18 protein-coding genes are annotated in these 18,738 nt (G+C 67.8%); 6 read left to right on the top strand and 12 right to left on the bottom strand.

Annotated features, from left to right (window positions below; translation table 11 throughout):
* Positions 1-45: 45 nt before the first annotated feature.
* From hpxZ to ACYQPG_RS05130, 7 genes are all read right to left on the bottom strand, one after another.
* On the bottom strand, positions 46-444 hold the full coding sequence (gene hpxZ / locus ACYQPG_RS05160; protein WP_461230429.1) for an oxalurate catabolism protein HpxZ: 399 nt from the start codon (positions 442-444) through the stop codon (positions 46-48).
* Positions 445-1,629 carry an amidase gene (locus ACYQPG_RS05155; RefSeq protein WP_461230428.1) on the bottom strand — a complete coding sequence of 395 codons (1,185 nt, stop codon included), beginning with the start codon at positions 1,627-1,629 and terminating at the stop codon, positions 445-447.
* Positions 1,626-3,242 (bottom strand): ABC transporter ATP-binding protein, encoded by a 1,617-nt coding sequence (locus ACYQPG_RS05150; protein ID WP_147908360.1) that lies wholly within the window; start codon positions 3,240-3,242, stop codon positions 1,626-1,628. Before ACYQPG_RS05150 ends, ACYQPG_RS05155 begins: the two co-directional genes overlap by 4 nt.
* Entirely contained in the window at positions 3,239-4,066 is an 828-nt protein-coding gene (locus ACYQPG_RS05145; RefSeq protein WP_461230427.1) for an ABC transporter permease, read from the bottom strand. Before ACYQPG_RS05145 ends, ACYQPG_RS05150 begins: the two co-directional genes overlap by 4 nt.
* 2 nt (positions 4,067-4,068) lie before the next feature.
* Positions 4,069-5,040 carry an ABC transporter permease gene (locus tag ACYQPG_RS05140; protein WP_147938780.1) on the bottom strand — a complete coding sequence of 324 codons (972 nt, stop codon included), beginning with the start codon at positions 5,038-5,040 and terminating at the stop codon, positions 4,069-4,071.
* A gap of 4 nt (positions 5,041-5,044) precedes the next feature.
* Positions 5,045-6,547, bottom strand: coding sequence for an ABC transporter substrate-binding protein (locus ACYQPG_RS05135; protein WP_461230426.1), 1,503 nt, complete (start codon positions 6,545-6,547; stop codon positions 5,045-5,047).
* Positions 6,548-6,726: 179 nt separating this feature from the next.
* The gene (locus ACYQPG_RS05130) at positions 6,727-6,999 is read right to left on the bottom strand and encodes a hypothetical protein (protein ID WP_461232533.1); all 273 of its coding nucleotides are present in this window, start codon (positions 6,997-6,999) and stop codon (positions 6,727-6,729) included.
* Between ACYQPG_RS05130 and ACYQPG_RS05125 the strand changes: the two genes are divergently transcribed.
* Complete coding sequence (locus ACYQPG_RS05125; RefSeq protein ID WP_147854674.1) at positions 6,917-7,651, top strand: maleate cis-trans isomerase family protein; 735 nt, start codon at positions 6,917-6,919, stop codon at positions 7,649-7,651. The two genes, ACYQPG_RS05130 and ACYQPG_RS05125, sit on opposite strands and share 83 nt — an antisense overlap.
* Positions 7,652-7,661: 10 nt before the next feature.
* Here ACYQPG_RS05125 and ACYQPG_RS05120 read toward each other — a convergent pair whose 3' ends face one another.
* The 5 genes from ACYQPG_RS05120 to ACYQPG_RS05100 are packed head-to-tail and all read right to left on the bottom strand — an operon-like array spanning position 7,662 to position 12,811.
* Positions 7,662-8,426 carry an aspartate/glutamate racemase family protein gene (locus ACYQPG_RS05120; protein WP_461230425.1) on the bottom strand — a complete coding sequence of 255 codons (765 nt, stop codon included), beginning with the start codon at positions 8,424-8,426 and terminating at the stop codon, positions 7,662-7,664.
* A gap of 3 nt (positions 8,427-8,429) precedes the next feature.
* Positions 8,430-9,971: an amidohydrolase family protein gene (locus ACYQPG_RS05115; RefSeq protein ID WP_461230424.1), complete on the bottom strand. Its 1,542-nt coding sequence runs from the start codon at positions 9,969-9,971 to the stop codon at positions 8,430-8,432.
* 27 nt (positions 9,972-9,998) lie between these two features.
* Positions 9,999-10,796: an ABC transporter ATP-binding protein gene (locus ACYQPG_RS05110; protein ID WP_147908353.1), complete on the bottom strand. Its 798-nt coding sequence runs from the start codon at positions 10,794-10,796 to the stop codon at positions 9,999-10,001.
* A gap of 28 nt (positions 10,797-10,824) precedes the next feature.
* Positions 10,825-11,754, bottom strand: a complete 930-nt coding sequence (locus ACYQPG_RS05105; protein WP_147908352.1) for an ABC transporter permease — start codon at positions 11,752-11,754, stop codon at positions 10,825-10,827.
* A gap of 4 nt (positions 11,755-11,758) precedes the next feature.
* A complete protein-coding gene (locus tag ACYQPG_RS05100) occupies positions 11,759-12,811 on the bottom strand; it encodes an ABC transporter substrate-binding protein (RefSeq protein WP_147938775.1) in 1,053 nt (350 codons plus the stop codon).
* Between the two features lie 510 nt (positions 12,812-13,321).
* Between ACYQPG_RS05100 and ACYQPG_RS05095 the strand changes: the two genes are divergently transcribed.
* Genes ACYQPG_RS05095 through urtE form a run of 5 tightly spaced genes read left to right on the top strand, consistent with a single transcriptional unit; the run spans position 13,322 to position 18,725 of the window.
* Positions 13,322-14,548: a transporter substrate-binding protein gene (locus ACYQPG_RS05095; RefSeq protein ID WP_419828859.1), complete on the top strand. Its 1,227-nt coding sequence runs from the start codon at positions 13,322-13,324 to the stop codon at positions 14,546-14,548.
* Positions 14,541-16,217, top strand: a complete 1,677-nt coding sequence (gene urtB / locus ACYQPG_RS05090; RefSeq protein ID WP_461230423.1) for an urea ABC transporter permease subunit UrtB — start codon at positions 14,541-14,543, stop codon at positions 16,215-16,217. Before ACYQPG_RS05095 ends, urtB begins: the two co-directional genes overlap by 8 nt.
* The gene (gene urtC, locus ACYQPG_RS05085) at positions 16,214-17,314 is read left to right on the top strand and encodes an urea ABC transporter permease subunit UrtC (RefSeq protein WP_461230422.1); all 1,101 of its coding nucleotides are present in this window, start codon (positions 16,214-16,216) and stop codon (positions 17,312-17,314) included. The genes urtB and urtC overlap by 4 nt, the downstream gene beginning before the upstream one ends.
* Positions 17,311-18,021: an ATP-binding cassette domain-containing protein gene (locus ACYQPG_RS05080; protein WP_244039817.1), complete on the top strand. Its 711-nt coding sequence runs from the start codon at positions 17,311-17,313 to the stop codon at positions 18,019-18,021. The genes urtC and ACYQPG_RS05080 overlap by 4 nt, the downstream gene beginning before the upstream one ends.
* Positions 18,018-18,725, top strand: a complete 708-nt coding sequence (urtE, locus tag ACYQPG_RS05075) for an urea ABC transporter ATP-binding subunit UrtE (RefSeq protein ID WP_147938772.1) — start codon at positions 18,018-18,020, stop codon at positions 18,723-18,725. Before ACYQPG_RS05080 ends, urtE begins: the two co-directional genes overlap by 4 nt.
* Positions 18,726-18,738: the final 13 nt, after the last annotated feature.

The raw sequence follows: 18,738 nt of genomic DNA, 5'->3' as shown, positions 1-18,738 counted from the left end.
ACGCGGTCCCGTTGGGCTCGCCATCATGACCCAGTGGTCGGGTCATCAGGCCTGCGCGGCCATGATCGATACGTGTGCAGAGATCACCTTCCAACCAAGATCGGGGAGGCGCATCCATGTCTGGCTCTGGCGCCCGATACCGGTCTTGCCGCGCGGCTTGAACTCAAGATTCACGGTGGCCACGTCCGAGCCGACGGTCAGGACCTCCAACCGGATGCGTGCTTCCTTCGTGCCTCCAGGCGGTGGATCGGCGGCGATGCGCGCGGCTTGAATCGCCGCGAAGCCGTAGCCATTCTCACCCACGGCGTAGCGGATCGTGTGAGGGCTGTCCCAGAATGTTGCGTCCAACACCCCGACATCCTTGTCGATCAGCGCCTGCTCGTAGCGTTCGAACAGGGCGGTGACTTCAGCCACGACCTCGGGGCGGTTCAGGGTTGTGTCCATTCAGGCCTCCAAGTCGAGAACGGTGCGGATCAGGTCGAGGTCGGATCCACGCGTGCCGATGAGAGACAGGCCCACCGGAGCGCCATCGACCCGCCCGCCCGGGATACTCACCTGCGGGACGCCGGTGAGGCCTCCGTGGCTCGTCAAGCAGCCTATGCGCTCACGCAGCGGGTTGAGCGTGCTGAGCGGCAGCCCGCGCAGGGGAGCCGGGAACGGCGTGGTGGGAAGGCACAGGATGGTCCCGGGGGGCAGAAGCCGCGCGAGGCGGGCTCGTGCCTCAATGCGCATCAGGATCGCGGCGTTGCGTTCGCCCTCTGTCATCATCGAGCCCTGGACGAGCGCTCGGGCGACCGAGAAGGCGAGGCGCGGATTGCAGGTGTCGAGCCAGGGCTCGAAGGTCTGCCACGCCTCGCTGCTCTGCAGGACGCGCTGGGCCCGCTGCCACACCGACAGGCCCTGCGGCGCCATCGTCACGTCACGCCGGTTGCCGATCAGCGCGGCTAGACGATCGATGAGCGGCATAAGCGCTTGCTGCACGGCCTCGTCGGCGAAGCCGAGCGCGTCCGCGGCCACCAGCAGCGTATCGGGCAGCCGGTCCGGCATCGACGCGCCGAACAGGACCTCCCCGACCCGGGCAAAGGTGGCCGCATCGTGGGCGAACCAGCCGCAGGTGTCGGCGCTCGGCGCCTGGACGCAGATCCCGGAGAAATCGATGCGCCCGTGGGTCGGGCGGATCCCGTAGAGACCGCAGAAGCTCGCCGGCACACGCACGGAGCCGCCGCTGTCAGTGCCCAGCGCGAAATCGCAGGCTCCTGAGGCGACAGCTGATGCCGAGCCGCTGGATGAACCCCCCGGCACCCGGTCCGGCGCGGCTGAATTCAGCGGGGTGCCGTCATGGGCATTCTCGCCGAGGATCCCCAGCGAGACCTCGTCGGTGATGGTCTTGCCCACCACTGAGGCACCAGCGTCGAGAAGCGTCTGCACCACCCAGGCGTGTCGCGCCGGAGTCGGGTCGATGCGCGGCCAATCCGGGTTGCCGCCACCGGTGGGGATCCCAGCGACGTCGATCAGGTCCTTGACGGCGAAACCGAGCCCGGCGAGCGGCCCCGTCGCGGAACCGGCGACGCGGGTGCGCGGACCCGGCAGGAATGGATCGGTGGATACGATGGGCTGCTCTTGCATCATGCGGAGATCGGTTCCTGCCATTGGGCGCCGGGCACGGCCGCGAACAGCGCCCGGGTGTAGGGGTGCTTCGGCGCGAAGAAGATCTCGGATGTCGGCGCAACCTCGACCACCTGGCCGGCCCGCATCACGGCGATCCGATCGCAGACCTGCAGGGCGACGCGCAGATCGTGGGTCACGAACACCATGCTGAGGTGCAATCGCGCCTTGATGTCGGCGAGCAGCGCCAGAACTTGGGCCTGCACGGAGACGTCCAGGGCTGAGACCGGCTCGTCGGCCACCAGCACCTCGGGCTGCATGGCCAGAGCTCGGGCGATCCCGATCCGCTGGCGCTGGCCGCCGCTGAATTCGTGTGGGAAGCGCTGCGCCGCCGCGGGGTCGAGGCCGACGAGCGCCAGCATCTCGCGGGCTTGGGCCTTGGCGACCTCAGGCATGGTGCCGTGTATGATCGGGCCCTCGGCCACGATGTCGACGACGCGCTGGCGCGGGTCGAGGGATCCGTAGGGGTCCTGGAACACCATCTGCACCCGCTTGCGGTGCGGACGCATCTGGCGGCGGCTCAGCGCGGCGACGCTGTGCCCGGAGAGAAGGATCTCGCCGCTATCGACGGGCATCAGCCGGGTGATCGCCCGCGCCAAGGTGCTCTTGCCCGAGCCGCTCTCGCCAACGAGCCCCAGGGTCTCCCCCCGCCGCAGCTCCAGATCGACGCCGTCGAGCGCACGGGTGACGCGCCCGCCGAACAGGCCGCGCGCGCCGTAGGTTTTCTCGACCGCCCGGGCTTCGACCACCCGAGGGGCCGTGCTGGGCGGTCGTTGCGGCGGCGGCGTCAGCCTGGGCACCGCCGCGATCAGGGCGCGTGTATAGGGATGCTTCGGGGCGCCGAGAACCGAAGCCGCGGGGCCCTGCTCGACCAGTGTGCCTTTCTGCAGCACCGCGACCGTGTCCGCGATGTCGGCGACCACGCCGAAATCGTGGGTGATGAACAGGACGCTGGTCCCGTGCTCGCGCTGCAATTCCCGGATCAGGTGGAGGATCTGCGCCTGGGTGGTCACGTCCAGCGCGGTGGTCGGCTCGTCGGCGATGAGAAGCCGTGGGTTCAGCGCCAGCGCCATGGCGATCATCGCGCGCTGGCGCTGGCCGCCGGAAAGCTGGTGGGGATAGGAGCGCAGGAGCCGAGCGGGCTCAGGCAGGTGGACGCTGTCGAGCAGCGCGACGACCCGGGCCCGCCGGTCGGCGCGGCCGAGCGCCGTATGGATGCGCAGGACCTCGTCGAGCTGGCGCCCGATCGTGTGAAGCGGGTTGAGAGCCGTCATCGGCTCCTGGAAGATCATCGCGATGCGCGCCCCCCGGATGCGGCGCATCCGCTTCGGCGTGATCGTCGCGAGGTCCTCGCCCTCGAAGTCGATGCGCCCGCCGGAGACGCGCACGTGCGGCCCCGGCAGCAATCCGAGAATCGCCCGCGCTACCAGCGACTTGCCCGATCCGCTCTCGCCGATGAGGCAGGTGACGGCGCCCGGCCGCAGCACGAGGTCCACGTCGGTGACCGCGTTCGGCCGGTCCGCACCCGGGGGCAACGCGATCGTCAGCTTCTCGATGTCGAGGACGGAGTCGCTCATCGCTCGCGGAGCCTCGGGTTCAGTGCCTCGTTCAAGCCATCGCCAACGAGATTGATGCCAAGGACGGTGAGCAGGATCGCGATGCCCGGGAAGGTGCAGATCCACCACGCCGAGCGAAGGACCGCGCGTCCTGCACTGATGATCAGGCCCCAGCTCATCACGTTCGGGTCGCCGAGCCCGAGGAACGCGAGCCCCGCCTCGATCAGGATCGCTGTCCCGATCAGCAGCGACCCCACGGCGATGATCGCCGAGGTGCAGTTCGGCAGCATGTGGCGGAAGATGATGCGGGCGTCGCCTGCCCCGAGGCCGTCGCAGGCGAGCACGAATTCGCGCCCGCCGAGCGCCACGAACTCACCCCGCACCAGACGGGCGATCCCCGGCCAGGACACCGCCGCGATGGCCACGATCTCACTGGTGAGCGATGGCGACAGGATCGCCACGATGAGGATCGCCAGCACGAAGGCCGGGATCGTCTGGAAGAACTCCGTGAGCCGCATCAGCGCGATCTCGACGCCACCCCGGTAATAGCCGGCCAACCCTCCGACGAGGGTTCCGAACAGGATCGCGGCAAGCGTCGCGCCGAGCCCGATCATCAGCGAAGTGCGCGCGCCGTAGGCGATCTCCGCGGCCACATCCCGCCCGAGCGTGTCGGTGCCAAGCAGGAAGCGGCCGCCCGGCGGCTGGAGCGCGGGCCCGACCAGGCGGAACGGGTCGCCGGGAAACAGCAGGGGCGTCAGCATCACCAGGGCGAGCAGCCCGAGCAGTACGGCTGCACCGAGGAGCGCCAGACGGTTGCGCGCGAAACGCGCCAGAGCGGCCCGCATCGCTACAGCTCCATCCGAGGATCGAGGCAGACGTAGACGAGGTCCACGGCGAGGTTGATCACGACGACGAGGCAGGCCGAGACAAAAAAGATTCCAAGCAGGAGGTTGAGGTCGCGCGACTGGAGCGCGTTGAAGGCCAGGGTGCCAACCCCCGGCCAGCCGAACACCGTCTCGACCACGATCGAGCCGCCGATCAGGTTGCCGGCCTGTACCCCCGCCATGGTGACCACCGGCAGTAGGGCGTTGCGCAGGACGTGGCCGGTCATCACCCGGGCCTCGGTCTGGCCCTTGGCCCGGGCCGTGGTGACGTAGTCCATGCCGACCTGTTCCAGCACGGAAGCGCGCATCACCCGGGCGTAGACCGCGAGGTAGAAGAGCGAGAGGGCGACGGCCGGCATGACCAAGTGACGCCCGACGTCCCAGACCTCGTCCCAGCCCTCGTTGTCGGCCCCCACCGTGTCGAAGCCACTAGTGGGAAGCCAGCCGAGCCGGATCGCGAAGATCACGATCATCATCAGCCCGAGCCAGAACCCCGGCGTGGCATAGGCCACCAGGCTCACAAGCGAGATCACCGCGTCGCGCCAGGAGTTGCGCCCGGTGGCCGCTACGAGGCCGAGGAGCGTACCGATCACCAGGGCGGTCCCGAAGGCGGTCAGCATCAGCAGGCTCGTCGGCCACAACCGGTCGAGGATCAGGCTCGCCACGGGGCTGTCGTTGCGGAACGAGTAGCCGAGATCGAGGTGGAGCATGTTGAGCAGGTAGACGCCGAATTGCGTCGCCATCGGTTGGTCCAGGCCGAACTTGCGGCGCAGCTGCTCCATGTATTCCGGACTGGCCGCGCCACTTTCGCCAGCAAGAACCGACGCGGCGTCGCCAGGCGCCAGGTGAATCAGGAAGAAGTTCAGCACGACGATACCCAGGATCACCGGGATCGCCAGCAAAAACCGGTGACCGAGAAAGCGCGCGAGCCGCACCGGATTACTTGTCCATCCAGGCTCGCTCGAACGCCTGTTGTGTGCCCAGCGGTCCGGTGGTGTGATCCTTGAGACGCCGGTTGAAGACGCTCACGTATTGCACGTCGATCAGCCAGATCATCGGGCTGTCTTCGGCCAGGATCTGCTGGACCTTCTTATAGATCGCCCCGCGCTTTTCCGGATCCAGCTCGCGCGCGCCCTCGCCGAGCATGCGGTCGACTTCCGGGTTCGAATAGAACGTGTCGTTGACGAAGGTGACACCTTTTCGGATCTGCGAGGTCAGGAACTGCTTGTTCAACCCGTAGACCGGATCGACGCCCTGGCTCAGGAACGGTTCGTTGATGTCGTAATCATAGTTCGTGTAGACGCGCCGCAGCCAGGTGGCGGTGTCTTCTGAGCGCAGAGTCACGTCGATGCCCACCGCGGCGAGGGCCTGCTTCAAGTATTCGGCCTGCCGCAGCCACTGTTCGCCGAACGAGTTCACCTCCAGATGGAGGGCGAAGCGCATCCCGCCCGCGCCGCGGGGTGCGCCGGCCTCATCGAGCAGCCGGTTGGCGATTTCCAGCCGATCCGGCACGTCATACTGGCGCACGTCGTCGGTGTAGAGGCCGGCCGTCTTGAATTTGCGGCTGAGTGGACCCGAGGCGGGCAGGCCGTAGCCAAACATCACGTCCCTGAGGATGACGTTGCGGTCGATCGCGTAGGCGATGGCTTGGCGCACCGCCTTCTTCTGAAGCTGCGGATGGCGGCCGTTCAGCTCCAGGACGCTCTGAGCCGGCGTCATCTCGTAGCCCTTGGTGGTCAGGTCGAGGACTGGATTGGTCTTCATCCGCGCGAGATCGGCATAGTTCACCGCGCTGTAGCCGGCGAAATGGGCTTCCCCGGCCTCCATGGCGGCCGAACGCGTTGCGGCATCCGGGATGAAGCGGGCGACGATACGGTTGAGGTACGGCAGCCCCGGCTTCCAGTAACTCTCGTTGCGGTCCAGCCGCACGGACTGACCGCGCTCCCAGCTCACGAACTTGAACGGGCCGGTCCCGATCGGCTTGTTGGCGGTCGGGTTCTGGAGGACATCGGTTCCCTCGAACACCGATCGGCACAAGATCGGCAGGTCGCGCCCAGAGAGCGCTTTCATGATGTACGGAGCCGGGTTGGCGAGCCGCAGCACCGCGGTCATCAGATCGGGCGTGTCGACGGCTACCAGTTCGGCGAGCATTACTGGGGCGATCGGATTATACTTCTTCAAGATCTCCATGAAGGAGTATTGCACATCCGCGCTGGTGAACGGTTTGCCGTTGTGGAAAGTCACGCCCTCCTGGAGCGTGAATGTGATGGTCTTTCCGTCCGCTGCGACATCCCACGACTTGGCCAGGTTGGGCCGTGGGTTCAAATCCCAGTCGTAGGTGCACAGCCCTTCATAGACCTGCGTGGCGATCGGCGGGATGTTGCCGGCCGATACGGCGTAATGCGCTAAGGTCGAAGGCTCTGGATGCACGATCATCACCATCGTGCCGCCCCGCCGCGGTTCGGCGGCGCTTGCGCCGTTCGAGGCCGCGGCGAGGCCGAGCGGGAGCGCCAGAACGGTGCGGCGAGAGAGATCAGTCACGTGAGGTGTGCGAGACAAGCCGAAGGACCCCTGAAGCTGTAGGGGGACTCAGCAACGGTCGTGCCACCCGATTGGTAGATTCACCCCGGTATCATGTCGATTGATCGGGGGTGATCTGTGCCGAGCCTCGAATACGGCATAAAAGCAGACTGGGAGGAAACCTTGATCTCGGTGGCCGGATGCCGGATGCCGGAGGTTCGCGTCGGAACGAACCTTGCCATGAGCTGCGGCCGAGCCGTCCCTGGCTCGTGCTTGGAGCCCTTGGTCACAATGCGCGAATCCGGACGGACGATCAGGCTGGGGATGCTCACCCCTTCGTCGAACAGCGTGCTCGAACCGATGACGGCGCGCATGCTGGCCGGGCAGGACGGGGTCACGGCCCACTTCTCGCGCGTGCGCGTGACCCAGATCGGCCTGTCAGCCGTCGCACTGGGCCAATTCGCGCAGGAACCGATGCTCGCGGCCGCCGATCTGCTCGCCGATGCGCGGGTCGCCTCGATCCTTTGGAACGGGACTGCGGGTGCCTGGCTTGGCTTCGACAATGACGTGGCGCTCGCAGCGGCAGTGACCGAGCGAACCGGCGTGCCGGCCTCGACCTCCGCGCTTGCTTTCCGCGACCTGTTTCGGCGACGCGGCATCGAACGCATTGGGCTGGTGACCCCCTATACCGGGGACGTCCAGGCGCGGATCCAGGCGAATTGGCGCTCCGACGGGTTCGACTGCTCGGCAGAGCGGCATCTCGGTCTGTCAGAGAACTTCGAATTCGCTTTGGCCGGCACAAGCGAGATCGCCGGGATGGTGCGCGCCGTCGCGGCCGAGGGCGCGCAGGCCGCGGCCATCGTCTGCACCAACCTCGCGGGCGGCGCGATCGCCGCCGCCCTGGAGGCCGAACTCGGCATCCCGGTCTACGATTCGGTCGCGGTCAGCCTGTGGAAGGCGATAGACCTTGCCGGCGCAGGCACCGAGGCACTCATTGGATGGGGCGACGTGTTCGCGACCGCCTGAGCGACCTGCCTCAGCAGGCGTCATCCTCGGCGTTGCGGCGCTCGATCCACCGCCGCAGGGACGGCGCGAAGCCGGTGGCCGGCTTGGCCGGCGGACGCGCGAAGCGGCCCGCCCGCGGGGGCTTCACGCCGAGCCGGACCATGACCTGCGCCTGCCCGAGCGCGGCAGAGAGCGGATCGATCAGCGGCACCGGGACCGCCTCGGCAATCCGAGCGGCCAGGCCAGTCAGCGGCGCTCCAGCCAGGATCACCGCGTCGACACCATCCTCGGTCACAACGCGGTTCGCGAGGGCGATGATCTCGGCCTCAAGTTCGTGCTGCACCTCCGTGACCGACCGGAAGCCGGCCGCAACAGACCGGACGCAGGCGCATCGGGCAGAGAGTCCGGCCAGCAGCACCGCATCCTCGTACCAGGGCAGCAGGGTGCCCGAGAACGTCACGACACCGAAGCGCTGGCCGAGCATGCAGGCGGTGAGCATCGCCGCCTCGGCCATCCCAACGACGGGCAGGTCGAACAGCTCGCGTGCTGCGATCAGGCCGGGATCGCCAAAAGCCGCGATCACGGCGGCGTCGAAGCCGGATTGATGTTCGGCCAGAGTCTCCAGCACCGCTGCGCCGGCGAGCTGCGCCTCCGCTCGGCTCGCGATGTAGGGGAGGCCGTGCGCCGCCGTCAGCGCAGTGAGCTGCACGTCCGGGGCCAGCGCGCTGGCGGCGGCAGCCTCCATCCGGGCCGTCATGGCCGCCGAGGTGTTCGGGTTGACGAGGAGGATTCGCACGCCTCAGACGCGCGAACTCGGACGGTAGAACGGCTCGTGCCGAGCGGGGTCGATATAGTCTGCGTAAAAGCGCCGGGCATGGGGAAGGAGGGCCTTTGAGAGCTGACGACGCTCGACCTCATCGTCCGACAGGGCGCGTGCCAAGTCGTCGTGCAGGGCCTTCAGGGCGGCGTCGCGGTCGACCCGGGTGAAACGGCCATCAGCGTAGAGCACCTCGCCGTCGCACAGCACCGTCGTGACGCCGCCGGTCTTGGCGCGCTGGATCACCGCGTCGAGCAGCGGCGTCTCGGCGTCGAGGTAGGGATATGCGATCTGGTCCCAGTCCAGCAGCACGAGGTCGGCGGCTTTGCCGACCTCGATCGTGCCGAGGCTGTCGCCGAAGCCGGTGGTGCGGGCGCCCCCGACAGTCGCCATGCGCAGCACCTGGGCCATGCCCGGCACGTCGGCCTCGTCCATGCCGGGCACCCGGTGGGCGCGCAGCACGAGCCGCATCTCCTGGAGCATGTCGCGATCGTCGTTGATGCCTGCTTCGTCGAGGCCAATCGCGGTGTTGATGCCCTTTGCCTCGAAGCGGTTGAGCGCCGCCACGCCCGAACGCAGACGGAAGTTTGAGGAGCAGTTGTGGCAGATGCAGGTTCCGGTCGCGGCCACGCGGTCGATGTCGGCCTCGTTCAGCCAGACGCCATGGCCGAGCGTCATGCGCGGCCCGAGCAGGCCGAACCGGTCAAGATGTTCCACCGCCGTCCCGCCGCTGCGCTTTTCCGCGTAGGCCTTCTGGTAGGCGGTCTCGACCAGATGCATGTGCATCGGCACATTGTAGGATTCGGAGAGCCCGGACAGGCCCTCGAGCGCCGCGTCGGAGCACCAGTGGAGGTTGGCGGGAGCAAGCTGGATCTTGGCCCGGGCAGCCCCGGCCTGGCCTGAGTGCAAGCTACGGAACAGCGCGAAATTGTCCTCCAGCGACATTTGAAAGCGTTCGAACCAGCGCTTCATCGGGTCCTGGAGCGACGTCGGCAGGCTCGCCACGAAATCCATGTCCGCCTGGTAGACGAGTCGGTTCTGGTCGCGCACTGCGAAGCAGTACGAGACCCGCATGCCGATGTCGCGATAGGCGCGCAGCACCTCGTTCGAGCGCGCTTCGACCTCTTCCAGGCTTCCAGGCATCCAGCCGTGGATGTGCTGGACCGTGGTGATCCCGGAGCCGACCATCTCGAAGGCCGAGTACAGGGTGTCGAGGTAGAGGTTCAGGTTGCGCGCCACCATGCGGGTGACGAACCACAGCTCCAGCGGCATGTCGGGGGAGCCGAGCTGGACCGGCGTCAGGCCGACATGATGATGCCCGTTGACAAAGCCCGGCAGCAGGATCTCGCGGCCGGAGCCGATGACGGGCGCGTCGGGATAGCGCGCATGCAACTCCGCGTAGGTGCCGACCGCCTCGATTACCCCGTCCTTCTGGAGCACAGCTCCGTCGGCGACCTCCTCCCAGCGCTCGCGGACGAGGGTGCGGGTGATCATCTGCCGGCTGCGAATCAACGATGTGGCCATGCTTCGGTCCGTTATGGTCGGAATTGGTCAGGCGAGGGCTTCCTGCTCGGCGAAGGCCCTGTCGACCTCATCGCGCAGGAGTTCGGTGAGATGCCGCCGCATCGCTTCGGCGTCGGGCGAGAACGGGTCGCGGGGGCGCGGCAGGGTGTTGACCACGATCGTCTTGATCCGCCCCGGGCGAGCGGTGAACACCACCACGCGATCGGCGAGCGCCACCGCCTCGTCGATGTGGTGGGTCACGAACAGCACCGAGGCGCCGCTGTCGCGCCAGACATCGAGCAGGAAGTCCTGCATCTTCTGGCGGGTCTGCACGTCGAGCGCCGCGAAGGGCTCGTCCATCAGCAGGACTTTGGGGCGCATGGCGAGCGCCCGGGCGACCGCTACGCGCTGACGCATGCCGCCCGACAACTCGTCGGGCCGCTTGTCGAACGCCTCGGCGAGGCCGACCCGCTGGAGTGCGGCCCGCGCGATGCTCCGGCGCTCCAATTCCGGCACACCCTTCAGCGACAGGCCAAAGCTGACGTTCTGCCAGACGCTGAGCCAAGGGAAGAGCGAGGTCTCCTGAAAGATCAGGCTGCGTTCGGGGGATGGTCCAGCCACCGGCTCGCCGAAGGACTGGATCCGCCCCCCCGTGGCGGCCTCGAGCCCGGCGATCAGGTAGAGCAGCGTGCTCTTCCCGCAGCCGGACGGGCCGAGGAACACCACGAACTCGCCGGGCTGCACGTCGAGGTCAATGTCGCGCAGGGCCTCGTGGGCGCGGGCGGTGCCAGCGGCCCAGACCTTGGAAACGCCACGGCAGGACACGGCGTCGCTCTCGCCGGACACGGCCGGGCGATCGGCAACGGAGAGACGGTCAGAGCCCAAGGGAAGACCCCGCGTCGCGTGGCAGCCAATAGAGCATCCGCCGCTGAACCAGCCGGAACATCAGGTCGAAGGCGAAGCCGAGGAAGCCGATCAGCGTAATGGTGAAGAAGACCAGCGACGGGTTGAAGGTGTTGCGCGCCAGCATGATCACCTGCCCGAGACCGTAGCCGACGCCGGTCGCCTCGGCGACGAGCACCACCATCCAGGCCCCGAACAGGTTGAGGCGCAGCACCGCGAGCAGCCCCGGCAGGATCGCCGGCACGATCACCCGCGCGTAGATCTGGCGCTTCGACGCACCCATCGTCCGGGCGACGTTGATGTAGTTCCGGTTGACCCCGTCGATCTGATGGATGGTCGAGAGGACCATCGTGAAGAACAGGGCGATGAACACCATGAAGATCGCCGGAGCGTTGCCGATCCCGAACATGAAGATCGCCACGGGCAGCCACGCGATCGGCGAGACCGGGGCCAGGAGCGTGATGGTCGGCAGGGTCAACCGCTCGAACAGCACGACGTAGCGGATCGCCACGCCGACCAGGATCGACAGGGTTGCGGCCAGGAACAACCCTGCCAACACCCGCCCGGTGGAGGCGAGCACGGTGATCAACACCGCCATGGCGGGGCTCGGGCCGGCGTTCATGCCGGTGCCGATCTGCCAGCGCTGCGCGGTATTGAAGAAACGCGCCTGCTCGACGAGGTTGCCGAGGAAGATGTGGGGTGGCGGCAGCAGCTTGGCATCGGCGATGCCGAACGCCCAGAGCAGCTCCCAGAGGCCGGCGAAGCATCCGACCGAGACCAGCATCCAGCCGATCCGTTGCAGCAGTGGGACGAACCCGTCGGGCAGCGCCAGGCGCCGTGCGAACGGGAGACGCGGCTGGCCGTGCGGGACGGCGGCGGCGCGGGCGAGATCGATGGCCATTCGCTCAGGCCGACTTCAGCTTGAGCTTGCCGTAGAGCTCCGGGTTTTCGGCGATGACCTGTTCCAGCAGGGTCCAGTCGATCGCGTCGCGGCCGGGCTTCTTCTTGATGTAGCCCATCTCGGCGACGGAATCGGTCCGGTCGAGGATGAACTGCGTCTGGTTGCGGGCGTCCACCACCGAGGGCTGCCGGCCCATGGCGAGTTGGGCGTTGCTCATCGAGGTCTTGTAGTAGGAGCCGACGAGCTTGTTCAGGGCGGTCTGGGGGTCGCCCTCTGCCACGGCCTGGGCCTTCATCATGCCTTTGATTAGGGCTTTGACTGCCGCTGGGTTCTTGGCGATCAGCTCATTGCGCACGGCGAGCACGCAGTCAGTATAGCCCTTGCCGTAGATGTCGGTGCCGTCGGAGAGCTTTACGGCGCCCTTCACGTCGGTCAACAGCGCCGTGCCGTAGGGCTCGATCGTAGAGATGATGTCGAGGGCGCCGGCGCGGAACGCCTCCACGGCCTCCGGGGTCGAGCCCATGTAGCGGACCGTGATGTCCTTGAAGGCGACGCCATTCTTCTTCAGCCAGTCGTAGGGCAGCACTTCGAGCGTATCGAGCTGGAAGGTGCCGAGCGTCTTGCCCTTAAGCTTCTCCGGACTGTCGAGGCCCGGCTGGGCTACGAGCACGCAGCCCTCGATGCCGCCGCCCGCCACGATCTTCACCGGGGCACCCGCATCGTAGAGTGCCATGAAGCTGGTGTAGGGCATCACGCCGGCATCGACCTGACCCATCCCGAGGAAGGTGACCTGATCGGAGAAGGTCGGCGTGTTCACGAAGTCGATGGTGAGACCGTCGTCCTTGGCGAGCTGCATCGCCTCGGCCAGGAAGAAGTTCAGGTTGCAGAAGCCGGTCCCGTGCGTCGCTCGGATACCGTTGGCCGCCATCGCATGGCCGATCGTGCCGGGCCCGACGGCGAGCGTGAGCGCCGCGGCGGTTCCGCCGAGGAAGCGTCTGCGGGTGGGTTTGAACTGCGAGAAATCAGGAACGCGATAATCGCCGTGACGGTCGCACATATCGGCTCTCCTCAGGAGGCGGATGTCGGAGTCTTTCAGGCGGTGCGCCGGCTCCCGGCCGGACGCGCGACGATGTCGAGGTCGTGACGGGGGCAGAGCGGTCGAGGAGATCCGGTCACCCGGCAGCTCTCAGTATCGACGGCACGCCAACCCGTAGTCGCCGCTCTACGCGACGCTGCGCTAGCGAACTCCTCACAAGAAGCGTGCCATTCGCGACCGAATACGTCCGATGAGACGCGCTTCGGCAGACCCAGACATCCCTGCGCGTCGGCGATGGGGCGGGATGCGCCCGCCGTCGTGATGTTGAAGACGTCGCGTCCCGGTTCAGGCGGCGGAGAAGCTCGTATTCAATACGATAATTTTGACGTTCTCCGATGAATACCGCCATCCACGCGCGCAAGTGCCGCTAATATGCGCAAATTCCTGGCCGGACTGCGGCCTCTTTCCCCTTCCCGTCGACCGGACGGCGGCCGACAATCGGATGGCCAATCCACGGGAGCTTCGGGATCGATGACGCATCTCACGCGGCGCAGCTTCGTCGGCGCAGCGGCGCTGCTCGCGGCACCAGCCCTCATCCGCCCATCCTTCGCAGCCGACCCGGTCAAGCTCGGGTGCCTGTTCTCGTCCTCCGGCACGATGGCCAATCTCGAGGGCCGGCTGAACCACGTCGTTCGCATGGCCGCCGACGAGATCAACGGACGCGGCGGCGTCAACGGCCGCCAGATCGAGGTCCTGACTTCCGATCCCGCCTCGGACTGGCCGCTCTACGCCCAGGTCGGCCGGCAAATGCTTCAACAGGAGAAGGTCGCGGCCCTGTTCGGCTGCTGGACCTCCGTGTCCCGCAAGTCGGTGCTGCCGGTCGTCGAGCAGAACGACGGGCTGCTGTTCTACCCGCTCCACTTCGAGGGCGACGAGAATTCAAAGAATGTCGTCTACATGAACTCGCCGCCCGCGAGTTCCGTGCTGCCGGCGGTCGATTACCTGATGGGCCCCGAAGGAGTCGGCGCAAAGCGCTTCTTCATGATCGGTTCGGACTACGTCTGGCCGCGCACGATCAACAAGCAATTGAAGGGGTACTGGAAGAGCAAGGGCATCCCGGAGACCGCGTGGCGCGAGGAGTACGTGCCATTCGGCTTCTCGAATTTCCAGACGCTCGTGAACCAGGTGCGCAGCTTCGCCAGCCAGCCCGGCGGCCAAGCGATTGTGGTGCTTACCGTCGTCGGATCCTCGATCCCAGATTTCCTGCGTGAATTCGCCAACCAGGGCGTCACCGCCACCGACGTGCCGATCCTCGGCCTCGACATGGTGGAGGCCGATCTCGAAGGGCTCGATACCGCCAAGCTCGTCGGCCACCTGAACTGCTGGGCCTATCTCCAGGCCGCCAAGGGCGAACGGAACAAGAAATTCCTTGGCGACTGGGCCGCCTACGTGAAGGCCAAGAACGTCCCGTTCAGCGCCGACACAGTCATCGATCCGATGGTCTCAGCCTACGACAGCGTCCATCTCTGGGCGCTCGCCGCCGCCAAGGCGGGCTCCTTCGCAGTACCGGAGGTGCGCCAAGCCTTCGCGAACCTCAGCTTCGACGATCCGTCGGGCTACACGCTGACCATGACGGGCGAGAACAACTACGTCTCCCGCGGCGTCTTCATCGGCTCGGTCAACGAGAAGCGCGGCTTCGACGTGCTCTGGCAATCTGCCGACGCGCCGAAGCCGGTCCCGTTCAGCCCCTATGGCTGATCCGAGGGGGCGTCCTCGCCAGGCAGGCCTGCCGCCCTGGTACCTGGCGCCCTGGTACCCGGCGTTCTGGTACCTGGCGCTCTTGTGTCTGGCGCTCCCGGCAATGCCGGCCTTTGCAGCGCCGCTCGACCGGGCGATACTTGCCGGGGCCTTGTGCGGGGATGGCGCGGCACAGGTTGGGGCGGCAGAGGGCCTCGTCCGCGCCGGCGGCGATCTGCCGGCCGACGACCTCGCCTACGCCGGGCGGCTCCTCGGCGCCCTCGTCGAGCGTCGCCTCGCCTGCTTGCCGGACGGTGCCTTGCTGCTCGTGGGCCAGAACGCGCCGGAGGGCCAGGACGCCGTGACCGGCGCGCGCCGGCCGGCCGCGGAGGCGCGCGCGCCGGTCCTCGGCCTACGCCAACGTGCCGCCGTCGAGACGGCGCGCGGCGTCGTGGCCCTGCTCACGGAGGGGACGCCCGCCGCTCGCGCCGCCGGTCTTGCCGTCCTGGAACGGCGCATCACCATCGTTCCGGCAGCGGTGCTCGACCGGGCACGGGATGCGGAGAGTGATGCTGCGCTGAAGGGTACGATCGCCAGCCTCGCCGAGGCGGCCGCCCTGTCCTCGCCCGATCCGGTCCGGCGCCGGGCGGCGATCGCCGCCGTGGCCGCGAGCCCGTCCGGGGCTGCCGCGGCGCGGCTTGACGCTTTGAAGAGCGACCCTGCCTACCGTGCCGACCCGGCCTTCCGGGTCGCCCTCGATGCGGGTCTGGCCCAGGTCCGGCGCGCGGTCGCGATCGGCGATGGTCTCGCAATCGTCTACAACGGGCTGAGCTTCGCAAGCATCCTGTTCATGGCGGCGGCCGGGCTCGCCATCATCTTCGGGCTCATGGGCGTGATCAATCTCGCCCAGGGCGAGTTCATCATGCTCGGTGCCTACACCACTTATGGCGTTCAGGAGGCCTTCCGCCGGTTTGTCCCAGGACTGCTTGACCTCTACCTCGTGGCGGCAATCCCGTTGGCTTTCGTGGCGGTCGCTCTGGTGGGCATCGGCGTCGAGGCGCTGGTCCTACGCCACCTCTACCGGCGACCGCTGATGAGCCTGCTCGCAACCTGGGCGGTGAGCCTGTTTATGGTCAACCTCGTGCGCGTCACCGTCGGCACGCAGAACCTTCAGTTTTCGATGCCCGCCTACGTCAGCGGTGGCGTACCGGTCTATGCCGACTTCGTCATGACCTGGAACCGGCTCTTCGCGATCGGCTTTGCGGGGGCCACCCTCATTCTGACGCTGCTGATCCTGCGCCGCACGCCGCTAGGGCTCGACATCCGCGCCGTGACACAGAACCGCGACATGGCCGCCTGCCTCGGCCTGCCGACCCGCCGGATCGACCGCCTTGCCTTCGGCCTCGGCTCGGGCCTGGCTGGGCTCGCCGGAGTGGCACTCTGCCCGATCTACAGCGTCAATCCCGGTATGGGTTCGGGCTTCATCGTCGACAGCTTCATGGTCGTGGTGCTGGGCGGCGTCGGAAGCCTCATCGGGACCCTCGTGGCGGCAGTCGCGGTCGGCGGCGCCAACGTGCTGATCGAACCGATTTCCGGTGCGGTCGCCGCCAAGGTGATCGTGCTCGTCGGCATCATCCTGTTCCTGCAGCGACGGCCCGAGGGCCTGTTCGCCGTCCGGCGACGGCGATGAACGGCGCGATGCAGACCATCCGGGCGCGCCCCGCCGGACCGGCGCTACGCGCCGTACGCGATCCCCTGGTGGCCGGGCTTGTGGTCCTCTGCCTCGTGGCCGCCGCAGCGCTCCTCGCAGCGCCCCCCGACCCGTATCTCGTCAACGCTCTGGGCCAACTCGCCGCCTTCGCGATCCTCGCCGTGTCCCTCGACCTGGTCTGGGGCTATCTCGGAATCCTGAGCCTTGGGCATGGGTTGTTCTTCGCCATCGGCGGCTACGTCTGCGCCATGCACCTGCTGGCCCACGGCGCAGCCGTGACCGGCGTCCTGCCGGACTTCGTGCAGTTCATGGGCTGGAAGACCCTGCCGACCTATTGGGCGGGCCTCGACCTCGCCGCCTACGCGTTCGTCCTCGCCCTTGCGCTCGCCGGCCTCGTCGCCTTCGTATTCGGGCTTGCCTCGTTCCGCTCGCGGGTCAACGGCGTCTACTTCTCGATCATCAGCCAAGCTCTCGTCTACGTCGCGATGCTGTTGATGTACCGCAACGATACCGGGCTCGGCGGCAACAACGGCATGACCGGCTTCCCGCTGCTGTTCGGCTGGCCGATGGGCTCGCCGCGCGTCGGCACCGGGCTGGCCGTCGCCGCCCTCCTGACGCTGGCGGCGGTGCTCGCCGGAACGCGGCTTCTCGTCGGCGGCGCCGTCGGACGGCGAATGCTCGCCTGCCGAGACGACGAGATCCGCCTGCGCACCCTCGGTTACAGCACCACGCGGCTGAAGCTCGGGATCTGGTGCCTCTCAGCCATGATCGCCGCGCTCGCGGGCATCCTGTACGTGCCGCAGGTCGGCATCATCAACCCGCGCGTTCTGGCCCCCGACCTTTCCATCGAGATCGCCGTCTGGGTGGCGGTTGGCGGGCTGGGGCGGCTCGGCGGGGCGGTGATCGGCGCCGTTCTCGTCAACGGCCTGAAGTTCTGGCTCAGCGCAGCGATGCCGGAAGCGTGGCCCTTCATCCTGTCCGGGCTGGTGCTCCTCGTGGTGCTGGTCCTGCCGAACGGCCTCCTCGACCTGGCGGCCCTGCGCCCGCGCCCGATTTGGTTGCGGAGGGGGCGATGAGCGCACTCGTGGTCGACGCCCTGACCGTCGCCTTCGGCCGCTTCACGGCGCTCGACGCCGTCTCGCTCGCGGTCGATCAGGGCGAGGTGCGGGCTGTGATCGGCCCGAACGGCGCTGGCAAAACCACGTTGCTCGATGTGATTTCCGGGATCACCAAACCGGTTTCCGGCCGGGTGATGCTGGGCGATTCTATCGACCTGACGAAGTGCTCGGAGGCCGAGATCGCCCGGGCCGGCGTGCGGCGGAAGTTCCAGAAGCCCAGCGTCTTCCCGGCACTCACCGTACGCGAGAACATCGAGATGGGCTGCGGACCCGCCTTGAAGGCGCGCGCCCGCGTCGCCCGCGTGGCCGCCGTTCTCGACGAGATCAGCCTTGCCCCACGGGCCGCCGTGCAGGCCGGCGCCCTCGCGCATGGCGAGAAGCAGTGGTTGGAAATCGGCATGGTGCTCGCCGCCGAGCCCGCGCTCCTCCTCCTCGACGAGCCCGTGGCCGGCCTCTCCGACGCCGAGACAGCCCAGACCGCCGCGCTGATCCGGGACCTGCGCCGGCCGGACCGCGCGATCCTGGTGATCGAGCACGACATGGCCTTCGTCGAGGCCATCGCCGACCGGGTGACGGTGCTGCACGAGGGCCGCACGCTCTACGAGGGCAGCATGCAGGGTGCCCGCGGCGATGCCCGCGTGATCGAGGTCTTCCTCGGCCGATGACGCATGCACCCGCACGCCTCGCCGTCGAGGGGCTCGATCAGCATTACGGCAGCGCGCAGGTGCTGCGCGGGGTCGGCTTCGCGGTCGAGCCGGGGCGCTGCCTTGCCGTTCTCGGCCGCAACGGCGCCGGCAAGACCACGCTTCTGCGCTGCCTCACCGGCCTGATCCCGGCGAGCCAAGGCCGGATCGCCCTCGACGGGACCGAACTGACGCGCCTGTCCTCGGACAGGCGCGCCCGGACAGGCCTCGCCTACGTGCCGCAGGGGCGCGAGATCTTCCCCGACCTGACCGTCGCCGAGAACATGCGGGTCGCGGCCCGGGCCCACGGCCTCGGGCGGACCGACGCGGTGGACGAGGCGGTCACCCTGTTCCCGGCGCTTCGCGACCTCTGGCACCGTCCGGGGGGCAACCTATCGGGTGGCCAGCAGCAGCAGCTCGCCATTGCCCGAGCGCTCGCCACACGGCCCCGCGCCTTGCTGCTCGACGAGCCGACGGAAGGCATCCAGCCCTCGATCGTCGCCGCCATCGAGGCGGTGATCGCCGGGCTCAAAGGGCGGATCACCGTGCTGCTCGTGGAGCAGTATCTCGATTTCGCCCTTCGGGTCGGCGACGCCGTGGTGGTGTTGTCCCGGGGTAGCGTCGTCGTGCGCGGTGACCCCGCCACGCTGAACCACGAGATCCTTACCCGTCACATCGCCATCTGACGGACAACCCAGG

The sequence above is a fragment of the Methylobacterium sp. CM6246 genome (assembly GCF_054818005.1).
This window is presented reverse-complemented; position numbering and strand designations above follow the sequence as displayed.

Bases quoted from the DNA above. Each gene is read 5' to 3' on its own strand.
- hpxZ (WP_461230429.1), bottom strand. From the start codon at position 444: ATGGACACAACCCTGAACCGCCCCGAGGTCGTGGCTGAAGTCACCGCC.
- ACYQPG_RS05155 (WP_461230428.1), bottom strand. From the start codon at position 1,629: ATGATGCAAGAGCAGCCCATCGTATCCACCGATCCATTCCTGCCGGGT.
- ACYQPG_RS05150 (WP_147908360.1), bottom strand. From the start codon at position 3,242: ATGAGCGACTCCGTCCTCGACATCGAGAAGCTGACGATCGCGTTGCCC.
- ACYQPG_RS05145 (WP_461230427.1), bottom strand. From the start codon at position 4,066: ATGCGGGCCGCTCTGGCGCGTTTCGCGCGCAACCGTCTGGCGCTCCTC.
- ACYQPG_RS05135 (WP_461230426.1), bottom strand. From the start codon at position 6,547: ATGGTGATGATCGTGCATCCAGAGCCTTCGACCTTAGCGCATTACGCC.
- ACYQPG_RS05125 (WP_147854674.1), top strand. From the start codon at position 6,917: ATGCGCGAATCCGGACGGACGATCAGGCTGGGGATGCTCACCCCTTCG.
- ACYQPG_RS05130 (WP_461232533.1), bottom strand. From the start codon at position 6,999: ATGCGCGCCGTCATCGGTTCGAGCACGCTGTTCGACGAAGGGGTGAGC.
- ACYQPG_RS05115 (WP_461230424.1), bottom strand. From the start codon at position 9,971: ATGGCCACATCGTTGATTCGCAGCCGGCAGATGATCACCCGCACCCTC.
- ACYQPG_RS05105 (WP_147908352.1), bottom strand. From the start codon at position 11,754: ATGGCCATCGATCTCGCCCGCGCCGCCGCCGTCCCGCACGGCCAGCCG.
- ACYQPG_RS05100 (WP_147938775.1), bottom strand. From the start codon at position 12,811: ATGTGCGACCGTCACGGCGATTATCGCGTTCCTGATTTCTCGCAGTTC.
- ACYQPG_RS05095 (WP_419828859.1), top strand. From the start codon at position 13,322: ATGACGCATCTCACGCGGCGCAGCTTCGTCGGCGCAGCGGCGCTGCTC.
- urtB (WP_461230423.1), top strand. From the start codon at position 14,541: ATGGCTGATCCGAGGGGGCGTCCTCGCCAGGCAGGCCTGCCGCCCTGG.
- urtC (WP_461230422.1), top strand. From the start codon at position 16,214: ATGAACGGCGCGATGCAGACCATCCGGGCGCGCCCCGCCGGACCGGCG.
- ACYQPG_RS05080 (WP_244039817.1), top strand. From the start codon at position 17,311: ATGAGCGCACTCGTGGTCGACGCCCTGACCGTCGCCTTCGGCCGCTTC.
- urtE (WP_147938772.1), top strand. From the start codon at position 18,018: ATGACGCATGCACCCGCACGCCTCGCCGTCGAGGGGCTCGATCAGCAT.